A 12306-nucleotide genomic window follows, 5' to 3' on the forward strand; every position below is an offset into this window, starting at 1 on the left:
GTTAAACGGCACAGAAAACAATGTTAGGAAATGTAAATTTATAAGCGTCACGGCAGTGCTGAGGGCTTTGCCGTGACTTTCGATGTCATATGAAGATTTGAACTGGCGTTCAATAGAGCGCTTTTTAGTAAGCTTTAACCCTTTTTATAACAATGAAGTTTGAATCCGTACTTTCATATCTAATGCCGCTTGAACAATAAAGGTTTTCATCCACTTCACTTGCTCGCCCATCGGATTGGTTTTAATCGCGGTGTCTAAAAAGCCCATGCTTTCAAGTTGAAACAGTTGCTTTTCGATCTCTTCCTCTAACTGGGTGCTATTGGCTGCGAGCGGGAAGTGGATTAAGTGAAATGCTTTGGGGAAATTATAAAAAGCATAGAGCAGATTAAATGCACGTTGATCGGCTTTTAAATTGCCAGCGCCAATTTCGTAGCCCCGATCTTGGTTACTGTGAGTCACCCCAATCAAAAACTCGAGTTTATTGTCCAAAAGTCGTAGGCCGAACTGAAGGCCAATTTGGTCTGCACTCAGCTCATGTTGGATAAAGTTATTCAGTGGGCTGCCGTCATCATTCAAGGCTTCTTGGAGCACGAGCATGTGTGAAGAATGCTGATAAATATAGCCAGCAAGACCTGCGGCTTCAATCAGCGACTTTAAGGTTTCAAGCGTATAGTGACTATATGGCATATCAATAACTATTGGAGAGCGATATAGCTACTTTAGGCAGTTTGAGCGAGTTTGAATACCGATTGTTTAGAGGATTTAGCGATTAGTTAATTGATAAAAAATTGCGTAAACTTAGGGATCTCGGACTAGAATAATAATGAAATTGATAAGTCTATCGTATTAAATTAATTAAAATTGATAAGCAGTATCAGACAATTTGTATATGACGAATAAGAATATCAATATCACAAAACAAGCAATCGTTATGAAAGCTTAATCACTATAATGTATATATATCTTTAAAAGTGTAATAAGTACACATATTCTAAGCTGGTGTTGTCCATGTCATTAAATGAGGAAAGACTTACTCATCTTAAACAGCTTGAAGCTGAGAGTATTCATATCATCCGTGAAGTTGCTGCTGAGTTCGAAAACCCTGTCATGCTGTATTCAATCGGTAAAGATTCAGCGGTCATGCTGCATCTTGCTTTAAAAGCATTCTATCCTGCCAAACTTCCATTCCCACTACTGCATGTAGACACGGGTTGGAAATTTAAAGACATGATTACTTTCCGTGACAACATGGCAAAAGAGCATGGCTTTGATTTGATCGTGCATCAAAACAAAGAAGGTAAAGACGCAGGCGTGAATCCGTTCGATTACGGTAGCTCAAAATATACTGATATCATGAAAACTCAAGGCTTAAAACAAGCACTTGATAAATATCAGTTTGATGCGGCTTTTGGCGGTGCGCGCCGTGACGAAGAGAAATCTCGTGCTAAAGAACGTGTTTACTCGTTCCGGGATACCAAACACCGTTGGGACCCTAAAAACCAACGTCCTGAACTTTGGAATCTTTACAATGGTAAAGTAAACAAAGGCGAAAGTATTCGTGTGTTCCCATTGTCTAACTGGACTGAGTTGGATATTTGGCAATACATCTACCTCGAAAATATTAAATTGGTTCCTTTGTACTTGGCTGCTGAACGTCCAGTGGTTGAGCGTAACGGTACACTGATCATGGTTGATGATGAGCGTATGCGTTTGAACGAAGGTGAAGTGCCACAAATGAAATCGGTGCGTTTCCGTACTTTAGGTTGTTACCCACTTACAGGTGCGGTTGAATCAACTGCAACAACTTTACCGGAAATTATCCAAGAGATGCTTTTAGCCACCACATCTGAACGTCAAGGCCGTATGATCGACCATGACGAAGCAGGTTCGATGGAAAAGAAAAAGCAGGAAGGTTACTTCTAAGAATCTTAAGAAATCTCCCTTGCGCAGCAGTGCTGCTCACCCTCTTTACTAAAGAGGGAGAACTCCCGAGAAAGAACGGAGCAAAGTCTCCCTTTCTTAAAGGGAGATTTAGAGGGATTAAAAAGATTCAGAAACCGATTTCAAAAGAATATGTGGAGCTTTGAGCAATGTCTCATCAATCAGATTTAATTAGCCAAGACATCTTGGCGTATTTAAAACAACACGAAAATAAAGACCTTCTACGTTTCCTCACTTGCGGTAACGTGGATGATGGTAAATCGACTTTAATTGGCCGTTTGCTTTACGATTCAAAATTGATTTATGAAGATCAATTGCAAGCCGTGACTCGTGACTCTAAAAAAGTCGGTACTACGGGTGATGCACCTGACTTGGCTTTACTTGTCGATGGTCTACAAGCGGAACGTGAACAAGGTATTACCATTGACGTGGCTTACCGTTATTTCTCTACTGAAAAACGTAAGTTCATTATTGCTGACACCCCGGGGCATGAGCAGTACACACGTAACATGGCAACGGGTGCGTCTACTGCGGATTTAGCGATCATCTTGATTGATGCGCGTTATGGCGTTCAAACTCAGACTCGTCGTCACTCATTTATTGCGAGTCTTTTGGGTATTCGTAATATTGTGGTTGCAGTGAACAAAATGGACTTGGTTGAATTCTCTGAAGCGCGCTTCAATGAAATTCAAGCAGAGTACAATGAGTTCGTAAACCAATTGGGCGACCGTAAACCTGCGAACATTATCTTCACGCCTATTTCTGCGTTGAATGGTGATAACGTTGTAAACAAATCGCCAAATACGCCGTGGTACCAAGGTCAGACTTTAATGGAGACTTTGGAAACTGTTGAAATTTCGCATGATACGAGCAAGCACGAATTCCGTTTCCCAGTTCAATATGTCAACCGTCCGAACCTCGATTTCCGTGGCTTCTGCGGTACGATTGCACTTGGTGAAGTGAAAGTTGGCGATACCATTACTGCATTACCATCTGGTAAGTCGTCTACGGTTAAAGAAATTGTAACTTTTGATGGTAACTTAGACCATGCTGTTGCAGGTCAAGCGGTGACTTTAACACTGAACGATGAAATTGATATTTCACGCGGTAACGTGTTGGTAAAAGCGGGCGAACAGCCGTTAATTTCACGTTCTGCACGTGCCTCTGTGGTATGGATGACAGATGCGCCTTTAGTAGTTGGCAAGCTGTATAACGTGAAGTTTGGTACACAAACTATTCCTGCGAAAGTTGCGAAAATTAACTATCGTACCAATGTGAACACACTGGAAAAAACGGAAGTTGAACAGCTTGAATTGAATGCGATTGCAGATGTAACGATTGAGTTTGATGCGCCAGTGGTATTTGACCGTTACCAAGACAGCCGTTACACAGGTTCATTTATATTTATTGACCGTTTAAGCAACGTGACTGTTGGTGCGGGTATGGTTGAGTCTGCAGTGGAATGGACTGCACACAACGAGCCTGTTACTGCTGAAGCGCGTGCTGCACGTTTAGGTCAAAAACCTGCTGCTGTAACTGTGACTGCTAAAGCCCTTGAAAATGCGCAAGCGATTGAAAGCTTATTGATTCAGCAAGGTGTGGTTGCAATTGCGAAAGCTGGTTTAACTGTGGAGCAAGTTGCACTAGTTCGTGAAACTGGTGTGGTTGTGATTACTGATAGTGCTGAAGGTACTGATGTGACTTATACAGTGGAGACTGCTGAAGAAGTTGCTGAGAAAATTGTTGAGTTGGTTCGTCTGTAATAGTTTGAATTGATTTAAAAAGACCCGCCGAAAGGCGGGTCTTTTTATAGTGCTTGATATGATTGAGTTCTTCGTGGTTCTTTAGTAATAGGAGTTTCATGAAATCTCTGATCAAGAGCATCGGCTAAATCACGTACATCCTCATTTTTACTAATTAAAAATTTCCCATTTTGGAAAGGTATGTGATTTAAATATTTTTGAGTATTAGCAATAAATTCTATTCTTTGTTCGGGTGTAAAGCTCTCAAATCTATCTTGTACATTAGTAATTTTTCTTCTAACAGGTACGGTAACTTTTTTTATTTCAAATCCCAAATTGGTTGAAAAAATGTTTGAGTTAACAAAATTACTTACATCGATCTCTGTGGCTTCTTTAAATAATTGATCTATACCTAGAAAAATTTTTGTCAATTTGGCAAGATCTTTGAAATAGAGGTGTTGATTATTTTCATCAAAAATTGCATCAGGAATTGTATTTAATAGAATAACTGGGTTATAAGTAATTTTCGGTTGGTCATTTAATCCAAATAAATTAAGTTTAGGCTTTTTAATTAATAAAGACTCAGGAACTCTTTGGTAAAAAGAACGTCCTTTAACTTTATCTATCAATGCTAGATACCGTATTTTTTCATATTCTTCTGGTACAATTTGTACCCAATCATTGCTATTTGAATTTGTGCAGTCATCTATTGGATTTTTAATTCCTATGTTTGATGTCAAATTAATATAAAACCATTGGTCCTCATCGATACTAGAGTTTGGAGAGTATTCAATAATGCTAGGAAAGTTAAAATCTCTGAAAGCTTGAAAAATCTCTATATCATTTTGACAAAGAACTTTTTTTAGTGATCTACTGACTTTTGCTAGCAAAATATCCATTGGTATATTGTCACCCCTTTTTTAAAATTGAATGTAAGTATATTCATTGATCTTTTTTACATTGATCGAATGAGTGTTGTCTTGATTTCTTAAGTCATCTTTATTTTTAATATCATATTTTATAATTAGCAGTGTTTTCAATCCTTTACTATTGGTAATATGATAAAAGCGATAGCCTAAGATTAAAAGTACAGGATTAAAGAAAGCTGTTTTTGAGAAGAAAAGCAGGATAGCGATCATTAAAAAAATAATAAAAAATGCTTTTGGTGTACTTATGCTAATTGCTACAAGAATATAGCTTAGATATATAGGTAAAAAATATTCATTAGCAGGTTCTATAATATCAATTGAGTTCACTGATAGACTATCTGTGGCTCCAGTTTTTCCTGCTAGGATGGAAATTTTACCAATTATAATACAGATTCCAGCTACTAAAAGATAAATCAAAATTGAGAATAATAATTGACTTTCATAAATTAAAGACTGGCATAACTTAGTAAGTTGGGAAATTTCAAAAGCAAAAAATAAGTGGGTTGAAGTAAGCCATAGTTCTTCATGGCTGATTAAATAAGTCAATATAGATAATAGGAGTGAACTGATTATCAGTAGAATTTTGGCAATCATTTTGAATTACCACAATAGTTTTGGATAGTATAGCTAATTTTTCCTATAGGATTAAAGGGTTAAAGTTTTTTTGCGTCATGAATTGTCGTGAATAGAAATACTACTTTTCAAATAGTAAGAAAAATATTAAGATATATCTTAATTAATCTTAAGGTGTATCTTTGCGATGTCAAATTCAGACCTTCTCGATGGTCGCGATAGTCCAGTCAAAACCCGCAAACGCCTGTTTGAAGCAGGGCACATGAAACTATTGGTGCTGCATCTCATCTCCCAAGCGCCTAAGTTCAGCTATGACATTATCAAAGATGTTGGCGCAATCGTAGGCGGCGGTTACAGTCCAAGCACAGGGACGATTTACCCAACGCTGAATTACCTAGAAGAACAGCAATACATACATGCAGAACTAAATGCGGAAGACCGTAAGCAATACAGCGTTACGCAGTCAGGTTTAGCGCATCTGGATGCCGAAAAAGCCACAGTAGAGAAAATCCTCTGCCGTTTTGATACCCGCAAGCAGATTCATAACAACGAACAATATGTCGACATCAAACGCGCGATGGAAAACCTAAAAGCATCACTGCGAATCAAAATTCAGCACTGTGAACTGACACCTGAACAGGTGTATGCCATTGCAGAAAAAATCGATCAGGCGGCCGTCGAAATCAGCCGTATGGAGGTGACACAATGAAACAGCATCAATATGAAATTACGCTCAAACACATTGCCGATGCGCAGGGCAATCCTTCGACTTATACCGAAGCTTTGCAGTTTAATGCTTACAACCATGATGACATGTTTAAGGTGCTAGAGCATTTGACTAAAGCGCAGTTATTAGATGATGAAAAAACCAAAGCCTTTGCCGTGGGTCTGAAACTGTTTGGTGAAACTTTGCTGGAAAATAAAGACCATCCTTTATTTAGAGATTTCATGCCGCATTTTGGCCAATTTATGAAAACACTAAAACAAACCGTAAAAGCCCAGAACGCAGCCCAAGACGAATAATAGGTATTTACAGATGAATCAACTCCCAAAATTTCATCCCAAACACATGACTTGGCTGATGCCCCTAATTCTGTCCGGCATTATGAGCGGTTCAATTTCCTGCTTTAATATGCTGATGAATAAAGGCTTAGTTGAAGGCTTTCTTGGTATTTGGCTGCGCGCATGGAGCATGTCGTGGATGATGGCCTTTCCGCTCATTTTGATCGTGTTGCCATTGGTGCGTAATACGTTAATGAAGTTTGTACGCCTACCAAATGAGCCTGCATCCAAATAAAAGGTACATTCGTTTAGTCATGATTTGAGTGTGACTGCATAGCATCTTGAATGATGGCTGTTAATTCAGTCAGCGATTTAACTCCTGCAATACGTTGAATGACTTGCCCGCGATAAAATACTAAGGTTGAAGGTAGTCCATAAACGTTATAGCGCAAGGTTAGTATCGGTGAGGAATCAATATTTACCTTGCCAAATTTGAGCTGTGCATGCTGTGCGGACATTTGACTTGCGCACTGCTCAAATACAGGGAAGTTCTGCACACAGGGCGCGCACCAGTCTGCATAGAAACGAATCACGGCAAAACCATCGAACCATTCATAGTCGCTGGCGTTATCTTCGTTATATTCAACAACCTGAACCATGTGCTGCCTATTATTAATTTGCTAAATAGTCAGCCAATTATACATAAGTCCATGTTTATTCATTCTGCGGCATTTCTATGTTCAAATAGTGCATAGATTGATGAATAGTCAATAATTGAAAAGGAAAAACAATGTCACAGCAAAACATGCAGCAGGTCATTATTACTGAACCGGGCGGCGTAGAAAAATTGGCCTATGAAAGCGTTGCCATCCCAGATGCGAAAGCGGATGAAGTGTTGGTTAAAGTGCATGCCTTTGGTATTAACCGTCCAGACATTTTACAGCGCCAAGGTTTGTACCCAATGCCGAAAGGGGTAACACCAGTACCAGGTTTGGAAGTGGCAGGTGAAGTGGTTGCAGTCGGTGCCGATGTCACCTTGTTTAAAGTGGGTGATAAAGTCTGTGGTCTAACCAATGGTGGCGGTTATGCTGAGTATTGTGTTGTACCTGAAAGCCAAATTTTGAGTATTCCTGAAGGCGTCAGCTTTACTCAAGCAGCGGCCATTCCTGAAACGTTCTTTACAGTTTGGGCAAATGTATTCCAAATGGGTAAAGCCAAAGCAGGTGAAACGGTACTTATTCATGGCGGTACTAGCGGTATTGGTACTACAGCGATTATGTTGTGTAATGCTTTAGGTATGAAAACCTTTGCGACGGTAGGTTCAGATGAAAAAGTCGCTGCGATTTCAAATATCACTCATGCCATTAACTATAAAACTCAAGACTTTGAGCAAGTGATTAATGAGGCGACCGCTGAGCAAGGCGTCGATGTGATTTTAGATATCGTGGGTGCACCGTATTTAGCACAGAACTTAAATCTATTACGTCGTGATGGTCGTTTGGTCTATATCGCCTTCTTAGGTGGTGCAAAAGCCAAAGAAGTGAAGTTGGGTCAAATCATGATGAAGCGTTTGACCATTACAGGCTCAACCATGCGTGCGCGTAATACTGCAGAAAAAGCAGAGATTGCCAAAGGCATTCAGGAAAATGTTGTTCCGTTATGGTCTAAAGGTGAATGCCTGCCAATGATCTATAAGACATTTAAGTTTGATCAAATTCAAGAAGCACATGCAGCCATGGATACAGGCGACCATGTGGGTAAGATTGTGGTTGAAGTGATCTAAAGGATTATTTTTAAAACGCGATGTATTTGCAGTGTGTTTTAAAATAATAAAAGAGGGTAATGTCCCTCTTTTTTATTGTCTTACTAAATTTTAGGCATAAAAAAACCAGCTTATCACTGGGTTCTTCTATTACACCATCTTCAGTAGTAGAAGAATGGTGCCCGAGGCCAGACTCGAACTGGCACGCTTTGTGGGCGGGGGATTTTAAATCCCCTGTGTCTACCGATTTCACCACTCGGGCTTAACAAGATTGGAGGCGGAGGTCGGAATCGAACCGGCGTACACGGAGTTGCAGTCCGCTGCATGACCACTCTGCCACCCCGCCATGTCTTGTTGATGCGTATATTAGCAAGCTCTGAAAAAAAAACAATAGCAGATTCATCTGTATGAGCATAAAAGCAGCATACAAGGTAAAAAATTTAAAATAATCATGTATTATGTGCAAAATTGATTCATATCATCACTTGGAGAAGTGCCGTGGCATTAGTTTTAGATGGTCGTGCATTGGCGAAGAAAATTGAAGCTGACTTGTTGACTCGCGTAGAAGCGCTAAAAGAGAAAACTGGTCGTACCCCAATTCTTGCGACTATTTTGGTAGGTGACGATGGTGCATCTGCAACTTATGTACGTATGAAAGGGAATGCTTGCCGCCGTGTTGGTATGGATTCATTAAAAGTTGAGCTCCCTAAAGAAACTACAACTGAGCAATTGCTTGCTGAAATTGAAAAATTAAATGCAAACCCAGATGTTCACGGTATTTTGTTACAACACCCCGTACCTGCTCAAATTGATGAGCGTGCATGTTTCGATGCGATCTCTCTTGAAAAAGACGTAGATGGCGTGACTTGCTTAGGTTTTGGTCGTATGGCAATGGGTGAAGCTGCGTATGGTTCTGCGACTCCTGCAGGTATCATGACCATTCTAAAAGAAAACAACATTGAAATCGCAGGTAAGCATGCGGTTGTTGTGGGTCGTTCTGCAATTTTGGGCAAACCAATGTCTGCAATGCTGCTAGAAGCGAATGCAACAGTGACCACTTGCCACTCACGTACTCAAAACTTAGCTGACTTTGTTAAGCAAGCTGACATTATTGTGGGTGCGGTAGGTAAAGCTGAATTGATTCAAAAAGATTGGATCAAACCAGGTGCAGTGGTTGTTGATGCTGGCTTTCATCCACGTGATGGCGGCGGTGTAGGTGATATCCAATTGGTGGGTATTGAAGAAGTTGCTTCTGCTTATACACCTGTTCCGGGTGGTGTAGGTCCTATGACCATTACAACGTTGATTCGTCAAACTGTTGAAGCTGCTGAAAAAGCGTTGGGTTAATCTTTAGACCTCTCCCTTGCGAAGCAGTGCTTCTCATCTCCTAAAAGTATAGGGAACTGATCGTCTCAAATTGATTCTATGCTGCTCCCTCTCCCTGTGGGAGAGGGTTGGGGTGAGGGTGCTTTTTTATAAATAATCCTCTCCCTAACCCTCTCTTGCGCTTCAATTTAAAAGCAGTGCTTTAAATTTTGCTCAGGAGAGGGAACTTCCGATCTTAATTTAGGCTTTTATGACACTAAAACTCTGCATATTCGAAAAATAAAATTCCAATGAGCTGTACTTTCCAATTCCCCAAAGCCCCTGAACATTTACTGAAAGCACTGCATGAAGTCATTCCGCATTGTGAATTACATGCACAACAGTTGCCTGAAACCCCCATTTCTTTATGGTTGATACCGCCTGTATTTCCAACCGATAAATTGGATGATGAAGTCATTCGCCGTATATGGAGTGACACACCGTATTGGATTTTCTGCTGGGCTTCTGGTCTTGCGATGGCGCAGTGGTTATTGGCAGAGCCGCATCATGTCAAAGATAAAGTGGTGTTGGACTTTGGTGCAGGTTCAGGCGTGGTGGCGATTGCCGCGAAAATGGCAGGGGCGAAACGCGTGATCTGCTGTGACATCGACCAAGTAAGCCTAGATGCCTGCCGTGCCAATGCAGAGCTGAATAATCTCGAACTCGAATATTTGGACGATCTGTATAAAGCCGAGCAGGTGGATATTTTGCTAGCAGCGGATGTTTTATATGATCAATGTAATCGCTTCTTTCTAGACGAATTTCTTAAGTTTGCTCCAGAAGTGTGGGTGGCAGACAGTCGTGTGAAAAACTTTAGTCATCCGAAATATGAAAAACTCGATGAACGAAGCGCAACGACATGGCCTGATTTGGATGAATCACCTGAGTTTCGAAATGTGAGTTTTTATAAAACCCTATAAATATTGAACCGATAAAAAAATAAGACGCTTTAAGCGTCTTATTTTTTGTCTTTTAGACTGCAAATTTGATTAAGAACAGGTATAGCGAACCACACGTAAGGTTGCAGGGCGAGCATCGAGTGCATCACGCGCGCCTAAGTTTTCAGAGTTACGTAGATCAGGAGTATTTGATAGACCGAAGTTCGCACGTGTATTACCAATTTGACGGCCGTACTGGGTATTTTCTAGAGCAGGATTTGCAATTTCGTTCACGCTTAAGATTTGTAATTTATAGGTCTTTTGCGTATTTAATACTTTTTGGCAAGCACGTTGTAATTTATTGGCATCCAGTTGTTGGTTTTGGCGACCCGCTAAAGTATATGCAAGTGTTGCGCTATCTGCAGATTTGGACTCTATTTGAAAGCCTGTTTGACCATTAAAAGCACGTGGAGTGCTTTGGCAAGCAGCCATCGACATTGCAACAATACCCAAACTTAAAACTTTGTAAATATTTTTCATCATTCATTCGCCGTGTGTATTTGTATGCTCAGTATGCCATAGTCCGTCTGTCGACTCGATGGGAAAACCAAGAAAGCAAAAGAAGTTTGATTAAATCTTTGATGCAGCCGAAACGATGAGTAGATGGAAATTGATATAAAAAAAGCTCATCAAAATAGGCTTTGATGAGCTTAAGTGGAATAGCAGGGCTGAGCGACTTAATCGTCAGTGATCATGCTATGTTTTTTCGTATCTTTCATGAAGACATACGTGATCAAAGATAAACCAATCATGAACGTAATGTAGTAGAAGAAGTAGTTTTCATGGCCTGCATTTTTGAAGCTCAAAGCCACAAGTTCTGCTGTACCACCAAAGAGTGTATTTGCAATGGCATAAGGTAATGCAACACCTAAGGCACGGATGTGTGCAGGGAACAACTCTGCTTTCACTACAGCATTAATCGCAGTATAACCAGTGACAATCACCATACCACTCATGCAAAGCATAAATGCTGTGGTTGGGCTAGTCGTAGAACCGATACCGTTGAAAATTGGAATGGTGAAGAGTACACCAAGCACACCAAAGGCGATCATAATTGGCTTACGACCAATTTTGTCTGAAAGCGCACCGACAGCAGGTTGTAAAAGCATAAAGATGAAAATTGCAGCAGTGGTAATTTCAGTTGCTGTGGTTTTTTCAAAGCCAGACGTGTTGACCAAATACTTTTGCAAATAAGTGGTAAAGGTGTTGAACGCTAAAGTACCACCGGCAGTTAACATGATCACAGTGAAGGCTTGTTTAGGATATTTGGTAAATAACGCTAAAGCACCTGATTTTGGACCACCATTTTTAGCCTGTTCTTGGGCTTCTTTAGAGGATTGAGTTTCAACTAAACCGCGACGAATCCAGAACACCACAATAGCGAGCAACGCACCGATGAAGAATGGAACACGCCAGCCCCATTCAGTTAAAGCTTGTTCGGAGAAATTGCGTTGTAGGATAATTAAAACGCAAAGAGCCAATAGCTGACCTGAAATCAGTGTGACATATTGGAAACTTGAGAAGAAACCGCGATGGTTTTTACCTGCCATTTCAGTCAAATAGGTCGCACTAGAGCCATATTCACCGCCGACACTTAAGCCTTGGAGTAAACGCGCTAAAAGTAGAATAGCGGGTGCGAGCATCCCTACAGAATCGTAGGTTGGTGCACATGCGATCATCAGTGAGCCGACACACATCAACGATACAGACAGCGTTAAACCTGCTTTACGACCTTTACGGTCAGCATAAATACCCATGACCCATGCGCCGATTGGACGCATTAAGAAACCGAGTGCAAAGACTGCAGCTGCTTGTAAGAGTTTTACAGTATTGTCACCGTCAGGGAAAAATTGCGGTGCAAAGTAAAGGGTAAAAGCAGCGTAGACATACCAGTCGTACCATTCAACGAGGTTGCCGGCAGATCCGCCGAGGATAGATTTGACACGAGTTTTTCTATCCAATTGTTCAGGAACAACTGGCTCAGATGAGTTTGACACATCATTCTCCAAGGAATGAATGCAAAACATATCCATTTAAACTCTTTGGGAAAAGTT

14 protein-coding genes and 2 tRNA genes are annotated in these 12306 nt (G+C 40.6%); 8 read left to right on the forward strand and 8 right to left on the reverse strand.

Annotated elements, in window-relative coordinates:
* Positions 1-144 precede the first annotated feature (144 nt).
* A complete protein-coding gene (locus FTU29_RS10290; RefSeq protein ID WP_111884395.1) occupies positions 145-687 on the reverse strand; it encodes a hypothetical protein in 543 nt (180 codons plus the stop codon).
* A 321-nt stretch (positions 688-1008) separates the two neighbouring features.
* On the opposite strand from FTU29_RS10290, the gene cysD reads away from it, so the two are divergent.
* Positions 1009-1923: a sulfate adenylyltransferase subunit CysD gene (cysD, locus tag FTU29_RS10295; protein ID WP_078189893.1), complete on the forward strand. Its 915-nt coding sequence runs from the start codon at positions 1009-1011 to the stop codon at positions 1921-1923.
* A gap of 167 nt (positions 1924-2090) precedes the next feature.
* Complete coding sequence (cysN, locus tag FTU29_RS10300; RefSeq protein ID WP_180121697.1) at positions 2091-3704, forward strand: sulfate adenylyltransferase subunit CysN; 1614 nt, start codon at positions 2091-2093, stop codon at positions 3702-3704.
* 44 nt (positions 3705-3748) lie between these two features.
* Here the strand turns inward: cysN and FTU29_RS10305 are convergent, their stop codons facing one another.
* Entirely contained in the window at positions 3749-4582 is an 834-nt protein-coding gene (locus FTU29_RS10305; protein WP_180121699.1) for a hypothetical protein, read from the reverse strand.
* 21 nt (positions 4583-4603) lie between these two features.
* Positions 4604-5206 carry a hypothetical protein gene (locus FTU29_RS10310; protein WP_180121701.1) on the reverse strand — a complete coding sequence of 201 codons (603 nt, stop codon included), beginning with the start codon at positions 5204-5206 and terminating at the stop codon, positions 4604-4606.
* Between the two features lie 166 nt (positions 5207-5372).
* Here FTU29_RS10310 and FTU29_RS10315 point away from each other — a divergent pair, with 166 nt between their 5' ends.
* The 3 genes from FTU29_RS10315 to FTU29_RS10325 are packed head-to-tail and all read left to right on the forward strand — an operon-like array spanning position 5373 to position 6482.
* Entirely contained in the window at positions 5373-5894 is a 522-nt protein-coding gene (locus FTU29_RS10315) for a PadR family transcriptional regulator (protein ID WP_180121704.1), read from the forward strand.
* Positions 5891-6208, forward strand: a complete 318-nt coding sequence (locus FTU29_RS10320; RefSeq protein WP_180121706.1) for a DUF3861 domain-containing protein — start codon at positions 5891-5893, stop codon at positions 6206-6208. The genes FTU29_RS10315 and FTU29_RS10320 overlap by 4 nt, the downstream gene beginning before the upstream one ends.
* A 13-nt stretch (positions 6209-6221) precedes the next feature.
* A complete protein-coding gene (locus FTU29_RS10325; RefSeq protein WP_180026651.1) occupies positions 6222-6482 on the forward strand; it encodes a DUF2798 domain-containing protein in 261 nt (86 codons plus the stop codon).
* Between the two features lie 13 nt (positions 6483-6495).
* Here FTU29_RS10325 and FTU29_RS10330 read toward each other — a convergent pair whose 3' ends face one another.
* Complete coding sequence (locus tag FTU29_RS10330; protein WP_180121708.1) at positions 6496-6846, reverse strand: co-chaperone YbbN; 351 nt, start codon at positions 6844-6846, stop codon at positions 6496-6498.
* A 131-nt stretch (positions 6847-6977) separates the two neighbouring features.
* Here FTU29_RS10330 and FTU29_RS10335 point away from each other — a divergent pair, with 131 nt between their 5' ends.
* Positions 6978-7970 (forward strand): NAD(P)H-quinone oxidoreductase, encoded by a 993-nt coding sequence (locus FTU29_RS10335; protein WP_180121710.1) that lies wholly within the window; start codon positions 6978-6980, stop codon positions 7968-7970.
* A 155-nt stretch (positions 7971-8125) separates the two neighbouring features.
* Here FTU29_RS10335 and FTU29_RS10340 read toward each other — a convergent pair.
* Positions 8126-8211, reverse strand: a tRNA-Leu gene (locus tag FTU29_RS10340).
* 10 nt (positions 8212-8221) lie between these two features.
* A tRNA-Cys gene (locus FTU29_RS10345) sits at positions 8222-8295 on the reverse strand.
* Positions 8296-8447: 152 nt separating this feature from the next.
* On the opposite strand from FTU29_RS10345, the gene folD reads away from it, so the two are divergent.
* On the forward strand, positions 8448-9296 hold the full coding sequence (folD, locus tag FTU29_RS10350; RefSeq protein WP_078192972.1) for a bifunctional methylenetetrahydrofolate dehydrogenase/methenyltetrahydrofolate cyclohydrolase FolD: 849 nt from the start codon (positions 8448-8450) through the stop codon (positions 9294-9296).
* Between the two features lie 269 nt (positions 9297-9565).
* The gene (locus FTU29_RS10355; protein ID WP_180121712.1) at positions 9566-10234 is read left to right on the forward strand and encodes a methyltransferase; all 669 of its coding nucleotides are present in this window, start codon (positions 9566-9568) and stop codon (positions 10232-10234) included.
* A 69-nt stretch (positions 10235-10303) separates the two neighbouring features.
* Here the strand turns inward: FTU29_RS10355 and FTU29_RS10360 are convergent, their stop codons facing one another.
* Complete coding sequence (locus tag FTU29_RS10360) at positions 10304-10732, reverse strand: hypothetical protein (protein WP_078193296.1); 429 nt, start codon at positions 10730-10732, stop codon at positions 10304-10306.
* Positions 10733-10929: 197 nt separating this feature from the next.
* On the reverse strand, positions 10930-12249 hold the full coding sequence (locus tag FTU29_RS10365; RefSeq protein WP_078190125.1) for an MFS transporter: 1320 nt from the start codon (positions 12247-12249) through the stop codon (positions 10930-10932).
* Positions 12250-12306 lie beyond the last annotated feature (57 nt).

Origin of the sequence: Acinetobacter sp. YH12086 (assembly GCF_013419345.1) — a bacterium.
Taxonomy (GTDB): Bacteria; Pseudomonadota; Gammaproteobacteria; order Pseudomonadales; family Moraxellaceae; genus Acinetobacter; species Acinetobacter amyesii.